The sequence below is a fragment of the Paraburkholderia caledonica NBRC 102488 genome (assembly GCF_000685095.1).
GTDB classification, from domain to species: Bacteria; Pseudomonadota; Gammaproteobacteria; order Burkholderiales; family Burkholderiaceae; genus Paraburkholderia; species Paraburkholderia caledonica.
Window position 1 is genome coordinate 53,082 of sequence record NZ_BAYE01000009.1, and the last position, 24,621, is coordinate 77,702.

Annotated in this window: 18 protein-coding genes; 7 read left to right on the forward strand and 11 right to left on the reverse strand. The window is 62.2% G+C overall.

Going from position 1 to position 24,621, the window contains the following annotated elements; genetic code table 11:
* The first annotated feature begins 318 nt into the window (after positions 1 to 318).
* The gene (cobA, locus tag BCA01S_RS19260) at positions 319 to 1,098 is read left to right on the forward strand and encodes a uroporphyrinogen-III C-methyltransferase (protein ID WP_027778317.1); all 780 of its coding nucleotides are present in this window, start codon (positions 319 to 321) and stop codon (positions 1,096 to 1,098) included.
* Between the two features lie 27 nt (positions 1,099 to 1,125).
* On the opposite strand, the gene BCA01S_RS19265 is transcribed toward cobA, so the two are convergent.
* The gene (locus BCA01S_RS19265; RefSeq protein ID WP_027778318.1) at positions 1,126 to 2,010 is read right to left on the reverse strand and encodes an MOSC domain-containing protein; all 885 of its coding nucleotides are present in this window, start codon (positions 2,008 to 2,010) and stop codon (positions 1,126 to 1,128) included.
* Between the two features lie 382 nt (positions 2,011 to 2,392).
* Here BCA01S_RS19265 and BCA01S_RS19270 point away from each other — a divergent pair, with 382 nt between their 5' ends.
* Together BCA01S_RS19270 and BCA01S_RS19280 are read left to right on the forward strand one after the other, a co-directional pair.
* Complete coding sequence (locus tag BCA01S_RS19270; RefSeq protein ID WP_020065974.1) at positions 2,393 to 2,797, forward strand: heme-binding protein; 405 nt, start codon at positions 2,393 to 2,395, stop codon at positions 2,795 to 2,797.
* 170 nt (positions 2,798 to 2,967) lie between these two features.
* Positions 2,968 to 5,139, forward strand: a complete 2,172-nt coding sequence (locus BCA01S_RS19280; RefSeq protein ID WP_027778319.1) for a malate synthase G — start codon at positions 2,968 to 2,970, stop codon at positions 5,137 to 5,139.
* 233 nt (positions 5,140 to 5,372) lie between these two features.
* On the opposite strand, the gene galU is transcribed toward BCA01S_RS19280, so the two are convergent.
* Positions 5,373 to 6,299, reverse strand: a complete 927-nt coding sequence (gene galU / locus BCA01S_RS35030) for a UTP--glucose-1-phosphate uridylyltransferase GalU (RefSeq protein ID WP_084166891.1) — start codon at positions 6,297 to 6,299, stop codon at positions 5,373 to 5,375.
* A gap of 269 nt (positions 6,300 to 6,568) precedes the next feature.
* The gene (locus BCA01S_RS38560) at positions 6,569 to 6,724 is read right to left on the reverse strand and encodes a hypothetical protein (protein ID WP_167455730.1); all 156 of its coding nucleotides are present in this window, start codon (positions 6,722 to 6,724) and stop codon (positions 6,569 to 6,571) included.
* 239 nt (positions 6,725 to 6,963) lie between these two features.
* Here BCA01S_RS38560 and BCA01S_RS19295 point away from each other — a divergent pair, with 239 nt between their 5' ends.
* On the forward strand, positions 6,964 to 8,184 hold the full coding sequence (locus tag BCA01S_RS19295; RefSeq protein ID WP_027778320.1) for an acyltransferase family protein: 1,221 nt from the start codon (positions 6,964 to 6,966) through the stop codon (positions 8,182 to 8,184).
* A gap of 220 nt (positions 8,185 to 8,404) precedes the next feature.
* Here BCA01S_RS19295 and BCA01S_RS19300 read toward each other — a convergent pair whose 3' ends face one another.
* The 3 genes from BCA01S_RS19300 to BCA01S_RS19310 form a co-directional block, all read right to left on the reverse strand.
* Complete coding sequence (locus BCA01S_RS19300) at positions 8,405 to 10,870, reverse strand: glycosyltransferase family 4 protein (RefSeq protein ID WP_027778321.1); 2,466 nt, start codon at positions 10,868 to 10,870, stop codon at positions 8,405 to 8,407.
* Positions 10,867 to 12,333: a flippase gene (locus BCA01S_RS19305; RefSeq protein ID WP_027778322.1), complete on the reverse strand. Its 1,467-nt coding sequence runs from the start codon at positions 12,331 to 12,333 to the stop codon at positions 10,867 to 10,869. The genes BCA01S_RS19300 and BCA01S_RS19305 overlap by 4 nt, the downstream gene beginning before the upstream one ends.
* Positions 12,334 to 12,399: 66 nt before the next feature.
* Complete coding sequence (locus BCA01S_RS19310; protein ID WP_027778323.1) at positions 12,400 to 14,601, reverse strand: NHL repeat-containing protein; 2,202 nt, start codon at positions 14,599 to 14,601, stop codon at positions 12,400 to 12,402.
* Positions 14,602 to 15,361: 760 nt separating this feature from the next.
* Between BCA01S_RS19310 and BCA01S_RS19320 the strand changes: the two genes are divergently transcribed.
* Genes BCA01S_RS19320 through gmd form a run of 3 tightly spaced genes read left to right on the forward strand, consistent with a single transcriptional unit; the run spans position 15,362 to position 18,293 of the window.
* A complete protein-coding gene (locus BCA01S_RS19320) occupies positions 15,362 to 16,459 on the forward strand; it encodes an acyltransferase family protein (RefSeq protein WP_027778324.1) in 1,098 nt (365 codons plus the stop codon).
* Positions 16,456 to 17,211 (forward strand): SGNH/GDSL hydrolase family protein, encoded by a 756-nt coding sequence (locus BCA01S_RS19325; protein WP_027778325.1) that lies wholly within the window; start codon positions 16,456 to 16,458, stop codon positions 17,209 to 17,211. Before BCA01S_RS19320 ends, BCA01S_RS19325 begins: the two co-directional genes overlap by 4 nt.
* A 38-nt stretch (positions 17,212 to 17,249) precedes the next feature.
* Entirely contained in the window at positions 17,250 to 18,293 is a 1,044-nt protein-coding gene (gene gmd / locus BCA01S_RS19330; RefSeq protein WP_027778326.1) for a GDP-mannose 4,6-dehydratase, read from the forward strand.
* A 147-nt stretch (positions 18,294 to 18,440) separates the two neighbouring features.
* On the opposite strand, the gene BCA01S_RS19335 is transcribed toward gmd, so the two are convergent.
* From BCA01S_RS19335 to BCA01S_RS19355, 5 genes are all read right to left on the reverse strand, one after another.
* The gene (locus tag BCA01S_RS19335; RefSeq protein ID WP_027778327.1) at positions 18,441 to 19,607 is read right to left on the reverse strand and encodes a glycosyltransferase family 4 protein; all 1,167 of its coding nucleotides are present in this window, start codon (positions 19,605 to 19,607) and stop codon (positions 18,441 to 18,443) included.
* Positions 19,608 to 19,668: 61 nt separating this feature from the next.
* Complete coding sequence (locus BCA01S_RS19340) at positions 19,669 to 20,898, reverse strand: glycosyltransferase family 4 protein (protein ID WP_027778328.1); 1,230 nt, start codon at positions 20,896 to 20,898, stop codon at positions 19,669 to 19,671.
* On the reverse strand, positions 20,895 to 22,385 hold the full coding sequence (locus tag BCA01S_RS19345) for a glucose-6-phosphate isomerase (RefSeq protein ID WP_027778329.1): 1,491 nt from the start codon (positions 22,383 to 22,385) through the stop codon (positions 20,895 to 20,897). Before BCA01S_RS19345 ends, BCA01S_RS19340 begins: the two co-directional genes overlap by 4 nt.
* A gap of 3 nt (positions 22,386 to 22,388) precedes the next feature.
* Positions 22,389 to 23,576 carry a glycosyltransferase gene (locus tag BCA01S_RS19350; RefSeq protein ID WP_027778330.1) on the reverse strand — a complete coding sequence of 396 codons (1,188 nt, stop codon included), beginning with the start codon at positions 23,574 to 23,576 and terminating at the stop codon, positions 22,389 to 22,391.
* A 76-nt stretch (positions 23,577 to 23,652) separates the two neighbouring features.
* A complete protein-coding gene (locus BCA01S_RS19355; protein ID WP_027778331.1) occupies positions 23,653 to 24,585 on the reverse strand; it encodes a glycosyltransferase family 2 protein in 933 nt (310 codons plus the stop codon).
* Positions 24,586 to 24,621 lie beyond the last annotated feature (36 nt).

A 24,621-nucleotide genomic window follows, 5' to 3' on the forward strand; every position in this document is an offset into this window, starting at 1 on the left:
ACGTGTTTAAACGCGCATCGCCGAAGCTTCGACTCGACCGAATGCGCCGCGCCACCGTCGCGCCTTCGCATCTTGGCCTGCTCCTTGCATCGGCATTGGGCGTATGAGTGCCGCTCCGGCGACGCAGCCGGCGCACATCGACGGCACACCTGGCTGAGATACAACGCAGTGCCTCGCCAGATTGCGAAGCTAAGAGCGGCAAATCAGCAGCATCGGACAACGGCGTCCCCTCGTGATCATCACGGGCGGACGCCGTTTTTTGTTTGGCGCCGGCGGCGCCCTACCCGCCGGCCACAGAGAGAAGCTAAGGACATCACAATGAACACGAACTCCGGCAAGGTCACGTTATTGAGCGCGGGTCCGGGAGAACTGGATCTGCTCACCGTGCGAGCCGCGAAAGCCCTCGCTTCCGCAGACGTCGTCCTGCTCGACGACCTGGCGAATCCCGAGATCGTCACGCTGGCGCCGCAAGCGCGTGTGATCCGGGTCGGCAAGCGCGGTGGCTGCCGTTCGACGCCACAAGCGTTTATCGAGCGCCTGATGCGGCGTTACGCGCAAAAGGGGCTGCACGTGGTCCGCGTGAAAGGCGGCGAAGCGCTGCTATTCGGCCGCGCCGGTGAAGAGCTCGCGACCTTGCGCGACGCAGGGATTCCCGTTGAGATCGTCAATGGCATCTCGTCGGGCTTCGCTGCCGCGGCGGGGCTCGGCATTTCGCTCACGCATCGCCGTCATTGTCACGGCGTCACGTTCGTCACCGCGCACACGGAAGATCACGGCGAACCGGATTGGGCCGCACTGGCGGCAACGCGAACGACGCTCGCGATCTATATGGGGATGCGGCGTATTGGCAACCTCGCCAGCGCGTTGCTCGCGAACCTGCCTGCCGAGACGCCGGCCGCGGTCGTTGAATGGGCCGGAGGCGCTAATGAGCGGCGCTTGCTGACGCGCCTCGACCGCCTCGCGGCCGACGCCACAGATGCGCGCTTCGGCAGTCCTGCGGTGATTCTGATCGGCAACGCGATCGGTGAAAGTATGGAGACGGACTGGGCGCAACATGCGTCATCGCGCAGTGACGCGGCGCATGCTCGCGCCGCGTGAATGTGGTGCAAGCGGCCGCACGGCTCACTAGTCGCCAAAGCCCAGTTCTGCTTCGACTGCCTGGCCGACGCGCAGCCACGCGCCCGCCCCGCTCGTCACTAGCGCATTGTTGCCGAATGTGACCGCGCCGTTTCGCTGCGGGCTCGCGCGATAAACGCTCATCGTGTTGGTCGGTTCGTTCGGCCAGTTGGGATCGCGCTCGCCCTTTGCCTGGTCGATGGTCGGCATCGGGCAGCGTGCACACAGTTTGACGAGGCGCAGTTCGACGCCTTGCGCGCTATCCGAATTCGTGTCGTCTATCCTGAGCGTTTCCACATAGTCTTCCTCGTAAGCATCGAGCCCGCGTAACACCACGTTCGGACGGAATCGATCGATCGGAATGGACGGCGCGCCCTTCGCATTGAGGCGCGTGTTCAGGTCGTCGAGCGACGCCTGGCCGATCACGAGAACCGGGAAGCCGTCGGCGAAATGCGTCGTAGCGCGACCCACACTCTTCGTATAAGCCGGATCGACAATGCGCTCGCGCTCGGGATCACAGCGCAACAGCCGCACCGGCATGCCGAGAAATTCAGAGAACCACTTCGCGCATTCCTCGCCAGTGTCGAGTCCGTAGGCTGCGTCGCGCCATACCGTGGTCTCGACGCTCGCCGCCGTACCGAGTCGCGCGGCGTCGAGCGGCGTACGCAATTCGCTCATGCCGGGCGCGCGAATCACCAGGTCTTGCGAGTCGATCTCGACCCTGATCAGCGCCATGCGTGGATACGCGCGCTGCGTGAGCATTGCGCCATTCGAATCGACGGCCATCCAGCCGCGGTCGTATTCGAGACCTGTGGACAACACCCGCGCTTCGTTCAGCGCGATGCCCGCGCAGGATTTGATCGGATAGACAAAGAGCTCGCTGATGGTCGGCATGATGTGGGGCGTGGACGTTGGATTCGCGAGCGCCGGATCACGCGCTCGCTCGTTTTTTATGGCAACTCTTGTATCAAGGCGCGATTGTAAATCGGTTCGGCACTGTGACCGTGTTGCGACGGCGCTGCCGTGCGTCGGAATTGGGCCGTTTTGCGTCGGGTAATCCCGCATGGCGCTCTGCTGATGCGCCGCTCGACGCCGGCCATGACAGGTGACCCCCGGAGACGCCGCCGATGGCGCCGCTGAACGATGGCGTTTCTTCGCATCGCGCTTGGACGTAGAATCCCCAATCAAGCTGATTCGCAAGGGACCCGCCGCGAACGATCGCCTTTCAGGGTCCCTGCACGTCGCACCCTACAATGAACGAGACAGGAAATTGATTATGCTGAGCAAACCCGTGTTGACCGTAGCCGAAACGACCCGGATCCTCGAAGCCGCGCGCGCGGAAGCGGAGAAAAACAAGTGGGCCGTCGCAATCGTCGTGGTCGACGACGGCGGCCACCCGCTCGGCATGCTGCGCCTCGACGGCAGTGCGCCCTCGAGCTCGTATATAGCGACTGAAAAAGCCCGCACTGCGGCAATTGGACGGCGCGAAACCAAGGTGTACGAGGACATGATCAACAACGGCCGCACCGCGTTTCTCAGCGCGCCGCTCCTCGGCACACTCGAAGGCGGCGTGCCGGTGATCGTCGAAGGCCAGGTGGTCGGCGCGGTCGGCGTATCGGGCGTGAAGTCCGACCAGGATGCGCAGATCGCCAAGGCCGGCATTCAGGCGCTTGGCGTCTGAGTCAGGCATGGCGATGGCTTCGCCCATCGTTCACGCTAGCGCCGTCACGAATGCCGCCGTGATGGCTTTTCCTCTGAAGCGCAACAATCCGAAAGCAGGATCGTCCCAGCAGTAGCCCCAACGCGGGCCGATGTCCCCACGTCGGCCCACTCAGACAGATGGAGCAGTCGATGACTCAGATGAACCCGCGCGGCGGATTGCAGGTCGCCGCCAATCTCGACCAGTTCGTCGAAACCGAAGCCCTGCCCGGCACCGGAATTGACAGCGCCGCATTCTGGTCAGGTTTCGACGCACTCGTGCACGAGTTGGCGCCTAAAAACCATGCGCTGCTCGCCGAGCGCGACCGCCTGCAAACGGAACTGGACAACTGGCATCGCGCCAATCCCGGGCCGGTGCGCGACTTGCGAGCCTATCGTGCGTTTCTCGAAGGCATCGGCTATATCGTGCCGGCGCCTGCGAGCGTGAAAGCAACGACCGACCAGGTCGACACCGAAATCGCCGAACAGGCGGGCCCGCAACTCGTGGTGCCTCTGTCGAATCAGCGCTATGCGCTGAACGCGGCGAACGCGCGCTGGGGCAGCCTGTACGACGCACTCTACGGCACTGACGCGATTCCCGAGACCAACGGCGCGGACAGACAGAAGACTTTCAACCCGGTGCGCGGCGCTGCGGTGATCGCCTATGCCCGCAAGTTTCTCGACGAAGCGGCACCGCTCGCGAACGGCTCGCATGCCGATGCGACTCGCTATAGCGTGGAAGGCGGCAAGCTGGCCGTCGCGCTGAAGAACGGAACGAGCGAACTCAAAACGCCCGCGCAATTCATCGGCTATCAGGGCGACGCGAGCGCGCCGTCGGCGGTGCTGCTCAAACATAACGGGCTGCACTTCGAGATTCAGATCGACGCGAACGACTCGATCGGCAAGACCGACGCCGCGCATGTGAAGGACGTGGTGGTCGAAGCGGCGGTGAGCACGATCATCGACTGCGAAGACTCCGTTGCGGCCGTCGATGCAGATGACAAGGTTCAGCTCTATCGAAACTGGCTCGGTCTGATGAACGGCGATCTGACCGAAGAGGTCACGAAGAACGGCAAGACCTTCACGCGCCGGCTGAACGACGACCGCGTGTACGTCGCCGCGAACGGCACGGCGCCCGTCGTACTGCATGGCCGCTCGCTGCTGTTCATCCGCAACGTCGGTCATTTGATGACCAATCCGGCCGTTTTGACGAAGGACGGCGCCGAGATTCCCGAGGGCATCCTCGACGCCGTGATGACGACGCTGTGCGCGTTGCACGACCGCAAACACAAGTTGAATTCGCGCACCGGCTCGATCTATATCGTGAAGCCGAAAATGCACGGTCCCGCCGAAGTCGCGTTTGCGAGCGAACTGTTCGCGCGCGTCGAAGATCTGCTGAAGCTGCCGCGTAACACGATCAAGATGGGCATCATGGACGAGGAGCGCCGCACGAGCGTGAATCTGCTCGCGTGTATTGCCGAGGCGTCGGAACGCGTGGCGTTCATCAACACGGGCTTTCTCGACCGGACCGGCGACGAAATGCACAGCGCGATGGAAGCCGGCCCGATGATGCGCAAGGGCGACATGAAGTCGAGCGCATGGATCGCCGCATACGAAAGCAGCAACGTGCTCGTCGGTTTGCACGCGGGCCTGCGCGGCCGCTCGCAGATCGGCAAGGGCATGTGGGCCATGCCCGATCTGATGCACGCCATGCTCGAACAGAAGATCGCGCATCCGAAGGCCGGCGCGAACACTGCATGGGTGCCCTCGCCGACCGCGGCAACGCTGCATGCGCTGCACTATCATCAGATCGACGTGCAGGCGGTTCAGCAGCAACTGGAGCGCACCGACTATGCGAGCGTCCGCGACGAACTGCTGGACGGCCTGCTGACGATTCCCGTCGTCGAAACGGCCAACTGGAGCGCCGACGAGATCCGCGCTGAACTCGACAACAACGCGCAAGGCATTCTGGGCTACGTGGTGCGCTGGATCGATCAGGGCGTGGGCTGCTCGAAGGTGCCCGATATTCACGACGTCGGCCTGATGGAAGACCGCGCAACGTTGCGTATCTCGAGCCAGCACATTGCGAACTGGCTGTATCACGGCGTGGTGACGCGCGAGCAGGTCGAGGAGACCTTTAAACGCATGGCGCAAGTGGTCGATCAGCAGAACGCCGGCGATCCGAATTACAGGCCCATGGCGCCCTCGTTCGGCACCATCGCATTCAAGGCCGCGCAAGCACTGGTATTCGAAGGACGCCAGCAGCCGAGCGGCTACACGGAACCGTTGCTGCACAAGTTCCGTCTGCAAGTGAAGAACGGCTGAGCTTGATATCGCGCCGCGGCTCGAAGAAGTTTTAAATTCGAGCGCGGCAAAAAACGACGGGCGCCCGCGTGGATCGGGGCGCCCGTTTTCAATGCGCGCGATGTTTCGGGCGCTTCTGCGTGATGCTTCGACGTGATGCCTGAATGCGATCTCGCGCCAGATGCGTCAATGACACCGATCACGCGAATTGCGCGAAATGCACGAATCGCGCGATCAGGATGTCCCGGCCTGGATCAAGCCGCTTCGGCCGTGTACTGAGGCTCCAGGCTTTCCGGATTCGCCTGTCCATTTGCGCGCATGTATGCGTGCAGATACGCTTCGAACTCCTCTTTCACCTCCGGATGACGCAGCGCGAACTCCACCGTCGCCTTCAGGTAGCCGAGCTTGCTGCCGCAATCGAAACGCGTGCCGAAGTAGCGATATGCGAGCACCTGCTCCTCAGTGAGCAGCGACTGCACTGCATCGGTCAATTGCAGTTCACCGCCGGCACCCGGCTTGAGCGCGCGAATATGCTTGAAGATGGTCGGCATCAGCACGTAGCGGCCCACCACGCCGAGGTTCGACGGCGCATTGTCCGGCGCCGGCTTTTCCACGATACCCGACAGCTTGATCACGTTGTCTTCCCACTCGCGGCCGTCCACGACACCGTACGAGCGGCTGTCTTCGCGCGCGATGGTTTCGACGCCGATCACGGAACTGTGATAGTGATTGAACGTATCGACCAACTGGCTCATGACGGGCTTCGAGCTGTGCAGCAGGTCGTCGGCGAGAATGACCGCGAACGGGCTGTCGCCCACCAGCTTTTCGGCGCACAAGACCGCGTGGCCCAGGCCGAGTGCTTCCGCCTGGCGCACGTAGAAGCAGTCGACGTTGGCGGGTTTGATGCTGCGCACGAGGTCGAGCAGTTTCTGCTTGTTGCGTGCCTCGAGTTCGGCTTCGATCTCATACGACTTGTCGAAATGATCTTCAATTGCGCGCTTGCTGCGCCCAGTCACGAAGATCATTTCGGTGATGCCGGCGGCAATCGCTTCTTCAACCGCGTACTGAATCAGCGGCTTGTCGACGATAGGCAGCATTTCCTTTGGACTTGCCTTGGTAGCCGGCAGGAATCGTGTCCCGAGGCCCGCTACGGGAAACACGGCTTTAGTGACTTTCAGCATGGTAGGCATTCCCAGATCGGTTAGAAATTGGTGTTCGCGAGCCGCTTGGGCCCTCGACGTCGCCAGAAAGGCTAACAAAAAATCTGCGCTAGATCACGCGTGAATTTCACAAACAATGCTTAATGCGCCCGACTCACAACTATTTGCGCCATTTGTCACGGGCACAGGAAACATTTACTTTCGGAAGCCGAATTATTTGCGGACGATTCCGAAAAAATTACTCACGCCAGAGGACCCCGCGCGGACTCCGTTAGCAAGCGAGTTAGCATTTACTGGCGTGCTTCCTCGTTTTCGTCGAGTTGCGGCAGCTTGCCCGGACTGATGCGGAAACGGCGGATCGGCTCATTGCGCAGCGCCTCGCGATAAGCTGAAGCGGCGACGAGGATCAGTAGCACGGCAATGCCGGCAAGCAAATGCAGGTTCATGACTTCACCTCTCATCAGGAGAATCCGTGCTGTAAATTAGCACGACAAAATCGATAAATAATTGATCGTCCGCATCTGCTTATGCGCAATTACATTTAGTCACAAAGGCCGCTCAAATAGAGATTGGCTGTCATTTTTTATTCATTTTTTTATAGACGCAGTGAACTAGCATGTGATGCACCGTGTGCGGAAGTCGCGCGCGGATCCGCATTGCATGACTTCAAATAAAAGGACCGCGCATGAGCGACCCAGCACTGGATGCCGCCGGCTCATCCCTGCCTCTCTCTCCACCTGTGAAGGCTGCCGCACCGCGCGTGCAAAGCGACGCACGTTCCGACAGTGCCGGCAAAGAACATGTGATCGACGCAATGCGCGGTTTTGCCGCGCTGCTCGTCGCGTATTTCCATTGCCGTCAGATCGAGTGGGTCGGCATGCAGGCATTTCATCAGAATGCCGGGCATTCGTTGAGTTTGAAAACAATTGCGGCTTATCTGACTTTCCCTATTGCATGGGGATCGGCGGGCGTGCCGATTTTTTTCGTAATCAGCGGCTACTGCATTCACCGCAGCGGCGCATTACGCCTTGCTAACAACCCGGCTTACCGGCTCGACGCAGGCAATTTCTGGGTGCGCCGCTTTACGCGCATCTATCCGGTGCTGCTCGCCGCCTTGCTGCTGACGCTCGCGCTCGACTGGTTCAGTCTTCAATTGCCGCCGGTTAGTCACAAGATTCGCGAGATCGGCGTACAGGCGTTTCTCGTCAATCTGTTCTCGCTGCAAGGCGTGGCCGGCAAGACGTATGGATCGAACGGCGCGCTCTGGACCCTTTCGCTGGAAGTGCAGTTCTACGCGATCTATCCGTTGCTGTTCGCGCTGCGTCGACGTATCGGCATGACCTCCGTGCTCGCGATCGTCGCCGTGGTCAATCTCGTTTCCGCGTATGTGCTCGAACGGCATGACATCCAGTTCTTCACGTCGTACTGGTTTTCGTGGACCCTCGGCGCATGGATTGCCGACGCGAAAGCCCGCACCTCCGCGCAGACTGGTTCGCCGCGGTGGCTCTATGCGCTCGCCGCAGCATTCATCGCGCTGGGTTGCGCCGCATTTCACTACGGTCAATACGGCGCGTTCCAGCTCTGGGCAATCGGCTTCGCGTTCTATCTGTATAAAGCGCTGAAGCGCGGCAACGTCAACCAGCGCGACGGTTGGGGCTTGCGGCTTCTGTCGCGCTTTGGCGACTTCAGCTTTTCGTTGTATCTGATTCATCTGCCGATCTTCGTGCTGCTTTCGTCGGTCCTCTTCCGCTCTTCGTTGCAGATGTCGATCTGGCCGTCGTTCGGCTACATGCTGGTCGCCGTGCCGGCCGCATACGTGTTCTACCGGCTGGTCGAATTACCGGCGATGAACTGGTCCGCCAGTTTCAAGCCGAAATCCGCTAAAGGCGCGTTCGTGAAGTCGTAAAAAAAGCGGGGCGAATGTCAGTGACGTTCGCCCCGTTGCGCCAAATGACAGGAACTGGCCAAGTCCCTGCCTGCCCCGCGTCAATCGTTCCCGTAACAGATGTTCCTGGCGGTGCCTCTGGCCGCGTTGTCTGTCGCATGTCGGCGGTCTGGGTCGCGATTCATCAAGCCACGCCCTTTACCGCCTTCGTGCTTCATACAGATCGTGCGGGTCGCGCAGATCATGCGCCGGCAGCCTTGCCCGGCCGCGCCACACGCGTCAGTATCCGCTCGACGCTTTCGACATAGCTCGACGTACCGAAGCGGTTCAGCGCCGTCATGTAGCCGTTTTTGATGAGCTTGTCACGCAGTTCGTCGTTCGCGCGCAGTTCTGCCAGCACGTCGGCCAATGCATGCGCATCGCCCGGTGTGCAAAGCACGCCGTTCTCGTAGTCGTCGATAATTTCAAGTACCCCACCCGCACGCGCGGCCACGACTGGCCGTTGCGCGAGCATTCCTTCTACGATCACCCGGCCGAACGGCTCAGGCGTGATGGACGTGTGAACCACCGCATCCACCGCGCACATGCAGCCAGGAATATCGTGCTGGAAGCCGAAAAAATGCACGCGGCCGCCCAGATCATGCGCAGCGACGAACGCGCGCAATTCGATCTCGTACTGATCTTCGCCGAATAGCGCCGCGCCAACCAGCACCGCGTGCATGTGCGGATTGAGCACCAGCGCCTGGAGCAGTACATGCTGCCCTTTCCAGCGTGCAAGGCGGCTGAACGAGCCCACCAGAAACGCGTCGTCCGGCAGGTTCAGCTTCTCGCGCAGCGTGGCTTGCGGCACGTTGCGCAATGCGTCGAACGGCGCCGCCGAAATGCCGTTGAACACCACGTCGATGCGTTTGGCGTCGAAGTGCGTGAGGTCGGCGAACGCGCGCGCCGACGCCGCCGAATTGGCGATCACGTGCGTGAGGCCGAGGCGTGCGCACCATTTGATGATGGCGAGCTGCTTGGACCCGAAATGCTCCGGACTTACGATGTCGCGCAGATGCCAGACCACCGGCCGCCTCGCGAGCTTGCCGGCGACCGCGCCGATCACCATCGCGCGCTGCGTGTTCGCATAGATCACGTGCGCGCTGCGCGCGCGTTTGGCCGTCGCGCGAATAAGCGACATCAGACCCATCAACGCCTGACCCTTCGGCAACGAACCGCCCTGCTTGCGCACGTTGCGCAGCGCGCCCGCATCGAGCACCTCGACACTGGCGCCCACTTTATCGAGCGCGGTACGGAATGGGCCGTCGTCGAACAGCACCACTTGCATGCGCGAGCGCAGCGCCTTGACGATTTCGAGCAGCGACAACTCAGCGCCGCCGAGTACGCCGCTTTGATCCACCGCGAGAATACGCGGCGCGTTCGCGGCCGGCCCCGCGTTATACGGTACATACGGTGGCAGCGTCGTGTCGCGCAGCGCTGGCACGGAAGCCCGCACGTGGGCGAAAAAGCGTTCGCGGAAGTTGGCTGCAGAAAAACGCTCGGCGTTCGCGCGGCAATCGGTTGGCGAGAAACGCTTCACATGTCCATCGAAACGCTCGACCGCGGCGATGATCGAGTCCGCGCTCTGCTCGTCGAAGAACATGCCGGTCGGGCGCGGCTCCGACAGATCGCGCACCGTTTCGAGTGCACCGCCCTTGCCATACGCGATGACAGGCGTGCCGCACGCCTGCGCCTCGACCACGGAAATGCCGAAGTCTTCCTCGGCAGCGAAGACGAAAGCCTTGGCGCGGCTCATCCGGTCCTTCAGCACTTTGAACGGCTGGTAGCCCATGATCTCGACATTGGGCCCCGCCTTCGCGCGGATCTTCTGCATGTCGGGACCGTCGCCGATGACGACGAGTTTTCTCTCGGGCATGCGCGCAAACGCCTCGACAATCAGGTCGATTTTCTTGTACGGCACCATCCGCGAGGCGGTCAGATAAAAGTCTTCCTTCTGCGTGCACAGCGTGAACGCTTCGACGTCGACAGGCGGAAAGATCACCTGCGCATCGCGCTGATAAACCTTTCTAATGCGCCGCGCGATGAAATCGGAGTTCGCAATAAAGCCGTCCACCGAGTTCGACGTGCGGATGTCCCAGTTGCGGATGTAATGCAAAATGAGCCGCGCCATTGCCGACTTCGGCCCGCTCGTCAATTTCGACTGCTGCAGGTACTGGTGCTGCAAATCCCACGCATAACGGATCGGCGAATGCACGTAGCTGATATGCACCTGATCCGGACCGGTGAGAATGCCCTTGGCCACCGCGTGGCTGCTCGATATCACCACGTCGTAGGCGGATACATCGAGTTGCTCGATCGCGAGCGGCATCAACGGCAGATACGTGCGGTATTTGCTGCGCGCGAGCGGGAGCTTCTGGATAAACGATGTGGTCACGGGCTTGCCGCGCAAAAAGCTGCGGTCGTCGAGAAAATCGACGAGGCTGAACAGGTCCGCGTCCGGAAAGCACGCCACTATCTGCTCGAGCACCTTCTCCGCACCCGCATATGTAACGAGCCAGTCGTGCACGATCGCAACCCGAACGGCTTTATCGCCGCGCAATGCGGCACGCCGCGGCGGCGCGTCAGCCGTAGGAACGGTGGTCAGTTCGGCCAGCGCACTGCGCGTCGGAGCTTGCAGCACGGCTTCTTCAAGGACTTCGTGGTTCATGCGCTTTTCCTCGGATTCAGTCGCAACAGCAGTGAACGCGCTAGATCGCGCAAGGCGGGTGTCATCGTGATGGACCAGGCGATGTTCGCGCCCACCATCAACAAGCCGGCGAGGATCGCCATGGCGAGGCCCGGCAGGAAGCTGGAAAGCCAGAGGCTGGCCAGAAGGAAAGCGAAATGAGCCAGCATGTCGAGTGCGATTTGCCGCGCACGGATCGCCGAGAGCCGTAACAGCACTGCGTAATCGAACAGCGCGCGGCCGGCCACCGCGATCGCCGCGCCGGTCAATCCGAAATGCGTGATGCCGAACCACAAAGCCCCTGCAAACAAGGGCAATTCGAACAGACCGACGCGCGCGGCCGTGGCCGGATTAACCTGCGACTGGATCAGGATCCGCGTCACGTTCGCCTGACCCACGAGCCATACCGCAACGATCATGATGCGTCCCACGGGCGCCGCGACACTTGCAATTTCATTGCCGACCCAAAGGTGCAGGAACGGTTCGAGCACCAGCATCGCGATCAATGCGACCGGCGTGAACACGCCGTTGAGAAATTCGAGCGACTGCTGCGTGATAGTGTCGGCATCCGCGCGGCCTACCGCGGACAGCCGTGGAAACAGCGTGCGCACCATTGCGGTGGGCACGATGTTCAAGCGCGTCACGAGGTTTTGCGGCACTGTGTAATACGTGACGAAGCGCGCGCCGAGGCTCGTGCCCAGCATCACGCGATCGAGCGATTCGGCGATCATGTTGGTGACGCTCGCAATCAGCATCCAGCCGCCAAAGTTGAAAAGCCCTTTCGCCACACCGAGCTGCGGCGGCAGAATACTGCGTATTTCAAGCACTTTTATCGCGGACCGGCCGAGCAGGATCGCGGCGAGAATGCGTGCAAACACGGCGGCGGCGAGCACGTTCTGCAAGCTCGCACCGAGCCACAGCGCCGCGCCGAGCGGCAGCAGCTGAAACAGGAACGTGCCGATGGTCTGATTCGTGTTGTAGATGCCGAAGCGTTCGGCGCCGTTGATCGCGCCGGCGAACACCCACGAGACGTTTGCAATCGGAATCGCCACCGCGAGCCACGGTAGCGCCATATACACCTCATGCTGCAGTTCCGGCGACACCTTCGTGAAATACGCGGTGTAGAGGAACGCACCGAAATAGATGATCAACCCGCCGACCACGCCCGTCACGAGATTGAGCCAGGTCGCACTCCAGAACACGCGCGCGCTCTCGTCCTTGTTGCCCGACGCGCGCGCCTTCGAAATGTGATTCTGCGCGGCCATGCTCATGCCCAGATCGAGAATCCCGAAGTAGCCGATCAGCGTCCACACGAGGCTGATTACGCCGTAGCGCTCGACGCCGAGCAGCCTGATATACGACGGCACGGTGACGAGCGAGACGAAAGTCGGCAGCACGAGACCGAAGAAATTGATCGCTACGTTCTTGAGAATGCCTTTGTCCATCGGATGCCCTGGGTTCGACTACGATTGCCTGTTTTTTTCTTCATGCGTGGTGTTGCCGACGCGTCGTCAAGGTTTCCAGCGGTACATCAGCACCTTGCCGCGTGCGTCTTCCTCGACTAATACGAGGTACTCGCCGTCGGCTCGCTTCGCCGCGCTGATGCCGTTGGGTACGTCGACCCAGCCGGACGCCCGGCCCACTTCGGGGCCGGGCCGGATTACGCCGACTTCACGGCCGCTGTCCTTGTCCCACACGTGCACCGCGCCCACCGGTTCGACGCCGAAGATGTATTGCCCCTCGACCGTGAGGCCGATGATCGTCGCGATGGGCTTGCTCTGTGTCTGCCACGGCAGCGCGATCGAATAGCGTTGCACCGGCTTGCCGCTGGACCATTTGTCGTAGCGCACCAGCACGCGGCCCACTTCTTTCCAGAAGCCGCGATCGACCGGCGTGTCGGGCGTATAGCCGCTCACGTACATCGTGTCGGTGTCGGGCTCGTAGATCGCGCGATGCAGTTCGGTGAACGGTTGAGGCACCGGGTACTGCGTGAGGTCCGAATACGAATAGACGGGGTTGGCCTTCGCATCCAGACCGCCGAACCGAAAGCGATAAATGCCCTTGGTGTCACGCGTGCGCCAGATGTCGCCCGCGCTATCCACCCACCAGCCCCAACCGCCCGCGAGCTTCGTGCCGCTCGTGTTCGGGGCGAATTCGTCGCTATTGAATTTGCCGTCGCCGTTCGCGTCGCGCCAGATCCAGTCGCCGCCCGGAGGCGCGTTCGGCACCTTTGCGACCGGGCGCTCGCGACCCGCGATAAAGCCGGACGGAATCGCCGTTTCGCCATCGCGTTGCGGATCGAAGCGATAGATCTTCAGATGGTCCGCATACATGTCGGTCAGGTACAGAAAGGTGTGGCCCTTCAGCTTGCGGGCAATCGGCAAGCCCGGATATTGGTCGGTGTGAAAGACCGGATCGTCCGGGTATCTGAAGCGGTTAGACAGGAATCCGACGTATTTCCAGTCTTGCCCGGCAGGCTTCGACAAATCGAGCTCGAAACGCTTGTTGCCCGTGTACACGCTGTCTGGCCGCGACGGATCGATCCATGCACCATCGACAAAAAGCAGTCCCTGCACGAGCCAGTTCTGCTTGCCGTCAGGCGCGTAGCTTTCGAGGGTCGCGCCAAGGCCCGCGCCGATCGGCTCATAACGCGGGCCGATGCCGTTGGTCGATACATAGACGTTTCCGCTCGCATCCACGCCTACGCCTGTTAGTCCATTGAAACGTCGCGGTCCCGGTCTTCCCGCAACGCCGCTAAAAATTCCGCCGCGCTCGCCCAGTGAGCCCGATTGCGCGTATTGGCCATTGTTCTTGCTGAAGAACAGCACCTGCTGTCGCGGGCCGTTGTCGGCGATCAGAACGCGGCCTTTCGCATCGACGGCGATATCGACGGCGAGAGTATCGGCGGGCAGTTCGAACGTCTCGTCGATCCGCTTGCCGCCCGGCGTGTAATGCTCGACATGCGGCGCACGATCGTTGCGCGTACCGCTCAGCACCCACAGCGTGCCGTCCGGCGCAAGCGCGATCCGGCCGGGCTCGTGGACGCTCCACGCGGCCTTCTGCTGCATCGACTCGGCGTCGTACACCTCGATGCGGTCTCGCGCCGTGTTAGCCGCGTAGAGCGTAGTGTCGCTAGCCGCGAGTCCGCCGATCTCGGCGCTCGTGCCCGTCGGCACTTCGTTCATCATCAGAAAGCCGGCGGCGAGTTGCGCATGCGGGTCAGCGGCTTTCGCCGCGGGCTGAAACGGCGCGGCACGCTTCGGATCGGCAATCTGCCGGCGCGAGATGCCGAACCACTGCTTGCCTTTTACCGGCCACACGCCCTGTTCGACCAGCCGGCCTTTTTCGTTGCCGACTGCAATAGCAACAAATGCGTACTTCCGGTTGATCGCGATCGCGTTGCCGCCGCTGTTACCCCACCCATGTGTTCCGCCCGCGAAGCCGAGCATCTTGCCGTTCTGATAGACGCTCGCTTCGGCGCCGCTTTCGTCCCATGGCGCATTTGTATAGACCTTGCCGTCGGGCGCGACCGCGATCGCCGTGATGTTGATCTGTGCCCACGTGCCGTCACCGAAACCAAACGTGTTGCCGATCCATGACGTCTTCGCGTTCAACGCAGTTTCCGCGCGAGCCGCCGAAGTGGCCGATACAGCAGCCAGTCCGACAGCGCACGCAAATACCGCGAGCCAGCTTTTGAACGTGAAACGGGGCAAGGTATGTCCTCCAGTCGATGCAAACCGATGCTTTGACAGAACTGTGATCCGGGTACGCGACCAGACGAGCGTGCTAACGCGAGCGCCATTGGCAACAGCGTTGCAGGAGTGATGGCAAGCGCCATTCATGAACGCGCGGCTATCGGCACATAGACGACTCAGTGAAAGATGAAGCCGCAGCGCGAAGCTTGCTGTCGCGCGCGGCGTCAGCACGCGCACGCGCTCTTCCGCTTCGAAGATGCAGGCCGCGCCGCGCTGCAGTACGCCGCATCGAACTAACGCGGTGCACGGCGCACGCGCAGTCCCAGGACGCCCAATGCGCAAGGATCACATTACGCGCAAAAAACTCCGCGACGAAAATAGAAAATAATTCAAAAATATTCGACACTTTAAAACGATGCGAAAGAAATCATTTTAAAAATCGATTAACACAAAATATGTCCGTGCGGCATGCGAATGAGCCATGCGAGCACCACTGTCGTTCCTCTTTTCGCCTAGCCAGTCAGTATGGACGTCACTTCATCACGCGATTTGCACCCAACGTCATGAGCGCGACACAAGCATGGAAACGCTGCGCAAATGCTCAACGAAACAACCTGTTTCAATCTGGCTCATTTATCTATTTCATTCCCGTTTTTTCACGATTTTCTTTTGCCTAGAATCAATCGCACTGACGTCGCGGCCACAGCGGGCGCGACTGGCTTTCTGCCTCGGCTCGCGGCTCCTCGCGGCTCGTCGGCTTTCACACCATGGACGGTTCATGACTGTTAGCGCACTGCCCTCAGCGCCTTCCCATTCACGCCGCATCGTGCAGCTCGACGGCTTGCGCGCGATCGCCGTGCTCGCGGTGTTCGCGCAGCACGCGTTGAAAGCACCGCTGTGGATGGGCGTCGATCTGTTCTTTGTTTTGAGCGGCTTTCTGATTACCGGCATCCTGCTCGAACGCAAGGCACGTGAGCAGTCGTACTTCGGCTACTTCTACGCACGCCGTGCGCGGCGCATCTTGCCGCCCTATCTACTGCTGATGGCGGTCTCCTCGATCCTGTTCGGCTTTGGCTGGGCGCAGCACTGGCAGTGGTACGCATTCTTTGCAACGAACATTGGCGACGCGCTGAATCAGAGCGGGCACGACAGCCTGAATGTGTTGTGGTCGCTTGCGGTCGAAGAGCAGTTCTATATCGTCTGGCCGTTCGTGATTCTGTTCGTGCCCGAGCGTGCGCTCGCGTGGGTGGCCGCCGCGCTGGTCCTGCTCGTGCCGGTGCTTCGCGCAGTTGCCACGCCATGGTTCGATTCGTTCTGGCCGATCTATTACCTGACGCCCTTTCGCATGGATCTGCTCGCGGCCGGCGCGCTACTCGCCGTCGGCGTGCGGCGCGATCGTCATGCACTCGAACCGTTCAAGGGCGTGGCGGTGCTGGGTGTGATCGCTGCCCTCGCCGCGCTCGCCTGGCTGCATCTGCACTTTCCGCGTTTTCGCGCGGCCAATACACCACTGTCCAATGCGGGGCTTTACAGCATTTCGTTGGTGCTTTGCACGTCCGTCGTGGTCATCGCCCTGCAAAGCAAGGGCATCGTCAAACGGCTGCTGTGCAATCCGGTACTCGTGTATATCGGCACGATCAGCTACACGATCTATCTGATTCATCTGAGCGTGCTGTATGCGCTCTGGCCGTTGCAGATGAACCGCTATGTGAGCGCCGCGCTCGCGCTCGTTATCACGATTGCATACGCAAGTCTCACGTGGTTCGGGTTTGAGAAGCGCCTGATCTTCGGTTCTCGCGGCAACTTGCATGCGACGGCCGGCACCGGTGCGGGCGTGGCGAGCGCTGCGCCGCAAGTACCGCAAAGCCGCGCATGAGATGCCCCGCATGGCTTCGGGCCGCCGCGATATGCGCGTCGCTTGCAGCACTGTCTCTGCGTTCGCCGGGCGCGATTGCTCAAGCCGCTCAAGTGGAGCAGATGCAAGCGCACGCACAAGTCGTGATCGATGCATACGGCGATTCCACCACGCTCGGTATTTCATGCAGCGAAGGCCATTGCGCGCCGCAAGCGCAGAACGCCGTGGCTTATCTGCAGGACGAATTGCAGACGCATCACGGCGACCGCGTGCGCGTCGCCAACTACGGCGTGGGCGGCACGATGGCCACGCAATTGCTCGACGGCACGGGCAATCGGCGCGCCGGGCCGACCGCCGGTTTGCCATGGCGTGAGCGGCTCGCTGCGTCGCCCGCGCGAATCGTGTTGATCAACTACGGCATCAACGAAGTGATGCAGAACCAGACGCCCGAGCAGTTCTACGCAGCGCAAACCGCGCTCGTCAAAACCGCTCGCGCGCTCGGCAAGGAGCCGGTGCTGGAGACGTCGAATCCGATGCCCGATAACCGGCTCAATGCGCGGCTCGCCTCGATGGTGGCGATGACGCGCCGCGTAGCCGACGAACAGCGGGTGCCGCTCGTCGACCAGTTCGCGTACATCAGCAGTCTGCCGGACTGGAAGACGTTGATGTCCGACGGCGCGCATCCGAAGCCTGGCTTGTACAGGCTCAAGGCCGAGCAGGATTTTCAGGTCGTCGAACCGCTGGTGCGGCGGCTTCTCGATGGCACGCTCTGAGGTGCTCTTTTTTCTTTTTCCAATATTGAAGGCAAGCTATGAGCCAACCACGCAAAGCGATCATCACCGGTGTGTCGGGACAAGACGGCGCCTACCTGACCCGGTTGCTGCTCGACAAGGGCTATCAGGTCACCGGCACCTATCGTCGCACGAGTTCCGTGAATTTCTGGCGCATGCGCGAGTTGGGCGTGCTAGACCATCCGAATCTGCGTCTCGTCGAACACGATCTGACCGACCTCGGCTCGACGCTGCGTCTGCTCGAAGGCGCGCAGGCCGACGAGTTGTATAACCTCGCCGCGCAGAGTTTCGTGGGCGTATCGTTCGACCAGCCGGTGACGACCGCGGAGGTAACCGGCATCGGCGCGTTGAATCTGCTCGAAGGCATCCGCATTCTCAACCCGAAGATGCGCTACTACCAGGCGTCGACATCGGAGATGTTCGGGCTCGTGCAGGCGGTGCCGCAACGCGAGGACACGCCCTTCTATCCGCGCAGCCCCTATGGCGTCGCGAAGCTGTTCGCGCATTGGTCGACGATCAACTATCGCGAGTCGTATGGTCTCTTTGCGAGCAGCGGCATTCTGTTCAATCACGAATCGCCGCTGCGTGGCCGCGAATTCGTGACGCGCAAGATCACCGACACGGTCGCAAAGATCAAGCTCGGCAAGCAGGACGTGCTGGAACTCGGCAACCTTGGCGCGAAACGCGACTGGGGTTTCGCGCTCGAATACGTGGAAGGCATGTGGCGCATGCTGCAAGCCGACGAGCCGGACACCTTCGTGCTCGCAACCGGCCGCACTGAAACGGTTCGCGACTTCGTGCGCATGGCGTTCGCAGCGGCGGATTATCAGATCGAGTGGTCAGGCAAGGAAGAGCGTGAAACGGGCATCGACGTGGCGACTGGCAAGACGCTCGTGCGCGTGAATCCGAAGTTCTACCGGCCCGCTGAAGTCGATCTGCTGATCGGCTGCGCGGACAAGGCGCGCGAGAAACTCGGCTGGCAGGCGCAGACCACGCTCGAACAACTGTGCCACATGATGGTTCATGCGGACATTGGGCGCAATCAGCAACACGAGACGTTTTAATTAGCGATCGCCAGCGGCCGCCGCGCACGCCCGCATTGCGGCAATCAGTGGCGGCCGCACAAAAGCATGCATATGAAAAAAGGCGCCGGCTCTCTTCTACAGGAGCCGGCGCCTTCTTTATTTCGTCCCACGAATTTCAACGCTCGATCAGTGCACCTCGCCCGAGGCAATAGCCTCGCTATACACCGACGCTACCCGTTTCGCGATCACCGAGTTATCGAAGTTTTCACGCGCATAGCGCCGGCACGCATCGGCATCGGGGAGCTTCAACGAGCCGCTCAGCGCGCCGGCAAGTCCCGCCGCGATCGCCTTTGCGCCGGTCTCCGGCAGCACCAGATCGGGCGAGAGCCCCGCAACCGCCTCGGGCAAGCCGCCAACCGGCGTGACCAGCACCGGCGTGCCCGACGCGAGCGATTCGACCGTGATGAGACCGAAGCCTTCGAGCGCGACTGTCGGCACCACGCTGATATTCGCAGCGCGATACAGCGCCGCCAGATGCTGATCCGGCACGAAGCCGAGCAGCTTCACGTTGTCCTGCAAGCCGGCCTCGTCGATGCGCGCTTGCAATTCGTCCGCGAGACGCCCCTTGCCCGCGATCAGAAGCAGCACATCGGGGTGGCTCGGCTTGAGCAGCCTGATCGCGTCGATCAGATCTTCGAGGCCCATGCGCCGCACGAGACGCCGCACCGCCAACACGATCGGTCTGTCCTGCGGCAATTGCAGTTTCAGACGCGCCTCGGCGGGCGTGATCGGCAGATTGAACTGTTCGACGTCGACGCAACCCGGCACCACGCGCACACGCTCCGGCGAGATGCGATAACGCGAAGTGAGAATCTTGCCGAACGCCTCGGACAAGACGATGAGACGCGACGAGCGCGTGTAGACCGATTGTTCGAGATAACGCTTTGCGCGCTGACCGAGCGAATCCGCGCCTTCAACATGGCTTTCGTCGGCCCACGGCCCCTGAAAATGCGAGACCTGCGGAATGCCGCGCGTCACGTCGAGGCCCGGAAACGTATACAGCGCGAAGTGCGACGAGATCACGTCGGGACGCGACGTACTGATTTCCTGGCGCAGTGCGCGGCGCGCGGCCATCAGGCGCAAAGGCAGCGACTGGCCGGCGGAGCCGAAACCGTTGATCGCACCGCCTGTGTCGGCGGCAACCTTCGGCGAGCCTGCTACGACGCCGCGCACCGCAACGCCCGCGCCCGGCAGCGCGCCGACCAGCGAGTAATACATGCGGTCGAGGCCACCCGCGCGCTCCGGGAACCAGTGCATGCCGATCTGCAGCGATTTGATTGAGCTTGTCGTCATTGTCGTTGCCTTTTTGAGCCTTTTTGTATCCGGTGAGTGGTGTGAACGCTCGCGCGTCGCGTCATTCGATGCGCTTGTGTCCGGCCAGCGTGTTCAGCGTGAGCGCGTCGGTCTTCGCGACCACCGCCGCCTCGGCTTCCTTGCGCCGGCGATTCTTCTGCTGCCCCTCGATCTGCCGATACAGCGCGATATATTGCGCGGCCATGCGCGCCCAACCGAAGCCGGTCGCGAGTTCGTTGGCGGCCACGCCCATCTTGCGACGCGCGTCGTCATCGGCGGCGAGGCGTGCGACCGCCCCTGCGAGCGCCTTCGGATCGTCCGGATCGTCGAGCACGATCCCGCATTCCGGCGTGATGATTTCAGCGCCGCCCGCGGTGCGCGCGGTCACGACCGGCAGGCCGGCGGCCATCGCTTCGAGCAGCGACAGGCTCATGGCCTCGTAACGCGACGGAAACACGAACGCATCGACCGAATGCATCAACACCGGCATCTTTCTGACGAGCCCGAGAAAGTGCACGCGATGCGCAATGCCGAGCGTCTTCGCCTCATCCGGATACGGACTGCCCGGCAAAAAACCCGCCACCGCGATATGCACCTGTTCGGGCAAATGCTTGAGCGCGGCTAGCACCGTGCCGAGGTTCTTGCGCGGCGTACGCAGATCGCCGACGAACAGCAGCAAGAACGCGTCTTGCGGCAAGCCGAACTTCGCGCGATCGCCGGTGGCTGCAGCAAAGCCTTGCGTGTCGACGCCGTTGTAGATCACGTCCACACGGTTATCCGGCGTGAGGCCAATCGCGCGGATTTCATCGGCGACTTTTTGCGAGACCGCCGTAATGACCTTCGAGCGCCGGTAGGCCCAGCGCTCGAGCAACGCATTGCAGCGCGTATAGACCGACTGGTACGCGGACCACGCACCCTTCGTGAGACCGAACGGGTAGTACTTGCTCCCGAGCCATCCGCTATGCACGAAGTGCGACGTGTTGACGTCGGCGGGCATCCACGTGATGAAGCCGTTCACATGGAGCACGTCGTATTCGCGGCGATGCGAGCGCAGCCACATCGCGCTCTTGAACGCGAACACCTGCTGGCGCAGCAGATTGGTCGGCCACCAGCGGCCGATTTTCATCGGCACCCAGCGGACATTCGGATGAACGAGCAGATCGGGCGCGACGTGCGAGGCAATCAGCGTGACGCCGATATTCTCGTCGAGCGCCGCGCGCGCGATCTCGTGGTTGACGCGCCCCTGGCCGTCGTTATGGCGCACAACGTGCGTGACAATGGCGACTCTCAATCAGTGCCTCCGTGGAAAAGTTGCGTGCGGGATAACGTACCGGCGCGGTTGATTTTTTCGTAATGCACCGCGGAAAGAATCGAAAAGACGCTCATGAAAAGCAGCAGCCCGCCAGTGCCGACCAGCGAATTGGTGAACACCAGCATTGCGAAAGTCGCAAGGCACAGGCTCAGACATGCGGACACGTACTTGTCGTGGCGCAATCTGAACGACGCAAGCACGGCGCGCGTCAATAGCCACACGATGCCGGACATGTAAAGCAGCGTGCCGGGCCAGCCAAGCACGAACGGGATGTTCATCACGCCGCTGTCGAAGTTGCCGTACTGGCCGAGTTGGCCGCCGTCGTTCGAGAGCTTCGTCGAGGTGCCGGTCGCGCCCATGCCTTCGCCGGAGACATCGGTGAAAGCGGTTTTCGCGAAGGTTGCATAGAACTGGTTGCGGGCCGCGTAGCTCTGGTCGTCGTTCAGATTGACGATGGTGGACAAGCGCGCCTGCATCCGCTCGGCCACCGGACCGACCGCGAGGAGCGGCACGCACAGTCCCGCGAGCAACACCGCGCTCGCGACAATACGTACCCGCACCTTGTTGTTGGACTTGATCAGCTGGATCAGCAGCGCGATGATCCAGCCGCCCCATGTGGAGCGCACAAGGCTCAACGCGAACGAAAAGAAACCGAGCGCCGCCGCGACCCAGCGCACGCGATGCGTGGCCGCCATCACGTACACCATCGCGCCCATCATCGCGAACGCGAACGGCCCCGAAGAATTCATCGTGCTGAATACGCGCACGCCCATCGGCACAGGGTCGCCTTGCGAGTTCATCTGCGAGCCGAGCATCCACAGTGCGTCCCACTGCGGCATGATGAAAAACTGGATCAATCCGTAGCCGCCCATCACGAGCATGCCCCAGATGAACGTGTTCACGATGGTGTCGCGGTACTGCGGATACTGGCGCGTGTTCGCCATGATGTGAAAGCCGATCAGAATCGGATATAGCCAGTTCGCGAGGTCGTAAGTGGCCGCGAGCGGACCGCTCGACACCACGCCGACAAGATAGGCGTAGACGAGGCCGAGCAGAATCAGCAGCACCGGAAGGCCGCGCCGTTGTCCGAGCAGCCTGTAGTAGCGTACGAGCGACAACGCGCTGATCATCGTGACGGCGAGCGGCGCGACCTGGATCAGGCTCGTCGGCGTGAACGAGCCTTTGGACCAGTCGGCGAGGCGGCGCACTTCAGGGCTCAGAAACCATAACCACCACATGAAGCCGATATAGCGCGCGGGGCTCTTGAAGTAGAGCCACAGGCCCGTCGCAATTGCGAGGACGGGAAACGCGAGCGTGAGCACCGTGCCCTGACGCGCGACGATCAGTACGGCCGTGACCAGCCACAGCATGGCTGCGGGCATCCACTCGCGACGTTTGCGCGACGCACCAACGCTGCCCGGCACGCCGGGTATGGGCGGAAGGTCGGCTCGCGGAAGCGTCGACATCGCTTAGAGGCCGCCGCGCGATTCTTGCGCGGTGCTGCGTTGACCGTGAGCGCCCACCGCCTTGTCCGCGTCGGCAGAAGAAGGCGCCGCGCGGCCGCGTGCCGCGGCGCCGCGAGCGCGCAGCATCTCCTGCGTAATCCGCACATGCTGCATCGCGTAGTGCTGCGTGGTCAGATCGCGCGACAGCAGGCCGGCAGCCGCTGCCTGCGCCTGGCGCAATGCTTCCACGGGCGCGGCGGCGAGCCGGTCGACCGCATCGCGCAACGCAGACGGATTGAACGGCGGAATGTACGCGGCCTCGCCGGCCGGAAAATAATCCTGCAAGGCGCCGACGTCGGTCACGACCATCGGCTTGCCGACTGCCGCCGCCTCCAGCATCACGGTGATACCCGACGCGTGCGTGTTCGGCCGCAACGGCACGACGATCACATCGGCCCAGTCATACAGTTCGTGCTGTTTTCTGATGCCTGAGAACAGCGCGATTTCCACGTTCGGCGCGCGCAGCGACGCGGGAATACGACGGCGCGTGGCGAGCTTCACCGTGTAGCGCGCGTCGTTGCCGAACGCCCTGATGAGCGTATCCCAGTCGCGGTCGCGGTCGTTGCCGATCGCGGCAATGCGGATCGGCGAACGCGGCTTCCATTCGGTCGGTGCTTTAACCGGAAAGTCGCGCGTGTTCAAACCATAGAGAAGCGGCTTCGCGTCGCGATTGAAATAGCGCTTGCATAACGCCGCGTTTTCGCTCGCGAGCGTGGTCAGCTGATCGGCGCGCGTCATCAGCTTGCGATACAGCCACTTACGCACGATTCCATACGAAGGCCATTTGTCGAGCAGCCACACGCTTTGCGCGAGCAGAAGCGGCGATGAGTCCGCGCCGGCCTTGCGGCCGCTCAGCAGGAGCATCAACGCGGCTGACAGCCATTCCTGTTCGGTGTGCGTCCAGATCACATCGGAGCGCAACATTTCCGCGCGATTGCGCCACGTATGGATGAAGTCGAAGCCAAGCACCGCCTTCAGCGCACGTCGAACGAGCCGCATCGGCTTGCCTTCGCGAGCGTCGCGTGAATAGGTCAGCGCGAACGCGTCCGATTCGGCGTGGTGATAGCCGTACAGGCAACCGATGTTGTCGCCCGGTCGATAGAAACGCGGATCGGCGCCGTAAAACAGATGAACGTGGACCTTCGTACTCATGCAGACACTCCCTTTGCCGATGCTGCAGCGTGTGAGGCGCTGTGTGCTGCTCGCGCCCGTTGCATTGGCCGCCCGCTCAGGCGGTGCGCGACAGCGCGCGCCGGGCTTCGTGCGCGCCGGTCCGCACCGCGCGCCATCGCGACAGCTTCAGGCGCGCCTGTTTCGACACGAGCGCGAGCGCCGCATGCGTGAGCCCCGGATAGACGCGTGTGCCGACGAGCGTCCACCACCACCACGCGGTTTCGCGGCGCAACGGCGGCAACTGGTCGCGCAGGATCAGATGGAAATTGAACGCGGCATTGCGCAACGCGGCCATGGTTTGCGCGTCGCGGCGGTCGTCGTCGAAACGTTCGGCGGGGAAATGATCGACCGCGACGCGCGGGTCGTACATCAGCTTCCAGCCGGCGTTCTTCACCGCGAGGCTGAACGCCATGTCGTTGTGAACCTGCGCGCCCGCGCCGCGCAGCCGTGCGTCGAAGCGGATGTTGCGCACCGCGTCGCGCCGGTAGCTCATGTTGGCGCCCTTCAGAATGTCGACCTCGCGCGCGCTGCCCACCCCGAGGTGATGATTGCCGATGATCTTGCCGTGCGCCGTGACCTTGCCGACCAATGGCCGCTCGCCGTCCAGCACGCGGCCTTTTTCGTGCACCCAGTCGCGCCCGCCGAGCGCGCCGAGCCGAGCGTCGCTTTCGAACGCGGCTGCAATGCGCTGCACCCAGTCGGGATGAGGCGCGGCGTCATCGTCGGTGATCGCGATTACGTCGCCGTTGGCCGCGTCGAGTCCGCGATTGAGCGCCGCAACCTGGCCGGGCGCTTCGACGAGCGCGACCGAGAGCGGCAGCATGCCGGTCACCGCCGGATCGCGCAGACACATATGAGTCGCCTCGTCGTCGGCGCGCGCCACTACCACGACTTCATCGGGCGCGCGCGACTGCCGTTGCAGCGCCGCCAGGCAGCGCGCGAGGTCGGCCGGGCGGCGGTAAGTCGGAACCAGTACCGTCACTTTCATTGCGATGTCCTTGTTGCGGTGTCCTGTGTGATTCAT

Bases quoted from the DNA above. Each gene is read 5' to 3' on its own strand.
- cobA (WP_027778317.1), top strand. From the start codon at position 319: ATGAACACGAACTCCGGCAAGGTCACGTTATTGAGCGCGGGTCCGGGA.
- BCA01S_RS19265 (WP_027778318.1), bottom strand. From the start codon at position 2,010: ATGCCGACCATCAGCGAGCTCTTTGTCTATCCGATCAAATCCTGCGCG.
- BCA01S_RS19270 (WP_020065974.1), top strand. From the start codon at position 2,393: ATGCTGAGCAAACCCGTGTTGACCGTAGCCGAAACGACCCGGATCCTC.
- BCA01S_RS19280 (WP_027778319.1), top strand. From the start codon at position 2,968: ATGACTCAGATGAACCCGCGCGGCGGATTGCAGGTCGCCGCCAATCTC.
- galU (WP_084166891.1), bottom strand. From the start codon at position 6,299: ATGCTGAAAGTCACTAAAGCCGTGTTTCCCGTAGCGGGCCTCGGGACA.
- BCA01S_RS38560 (WP_167455730.1), bottom strand. From the start codon at position 6,724: ATGAACCTGCATTTGCTTGCCGGCATTGCCGTGCTACTGATCCTCGTC.
- BCA01S_RS19295 (WP_027778320.1), top strand. From the start codon at position 6,964: ATGAGCGACCCAGCACTGGATGCCGCCGGCTCATCCCTGCCTCTCTCT.
- BCA01S_RS19300 (WP_027778321.1), bottom strand. From the start codon at position 10,870: ATGAACCACGAAGTCCTTGAAGAAGCCGTGCTGCAAGCTCCGACGCGC.
- BCA01S_RS19305 (WP_027778322.1), bottom strand. From the start codon at position 12,333: ATGGACAAAGGCATTCTCAAGAACGTAGCGATCAATTTCTTCGGTCTC.
- BCA01S_RS19320 (WP_027778324.1), top strand. From the start codon at position 15,362: ATGACTGTTAGCGCACTGCCCTCAGCGCCTTCCCATTCACGCCGCATC.
- BCA01S_RS19325 (WP_027778325.1), top strand. From the start codon at position 16,456: ATGAGATGCCCCGCATGGCTTCGGGCCGCCGCGATATGCGCGTCGCTT.
- gmd (WP_027778326.1), top strand. From the start codon at position 17,250: ATGAGCCAACCACGCAAAGCGATCATCACCGGTGTGTCGGGACAAGAC.
- BCA01S_RS19335 (WP_027778327.1), bottom strand. From the start codon at position 19,607: ATGACGACAAGCTCAATCAAATCGCTGCAGATCGGCATGCACTGGTTC.
- BCA01S_RS19345 (WP_027778329.1), bottom strand. From the start codon at position 22,385: ATGTCGACGCTTCCGCGAGCCGACCTTCCGCCCATACCCGGCGTGCCG.
- BCA01S_RS19350 (WP_027778330.1), bottom strand. From the start codon at position 23,576: ATGAGTACGAAGGTCCACGTTCATCTGTTTTACGGCGCCGATCCGCGT.
- BCA01S_RS19355 (WP_027778331.1), bottom strand. From the start codon at position 24,585: ATGAAAGTGACGGTACTGGTTCCGACTTACCGCCGCCCGGCCGACCTC.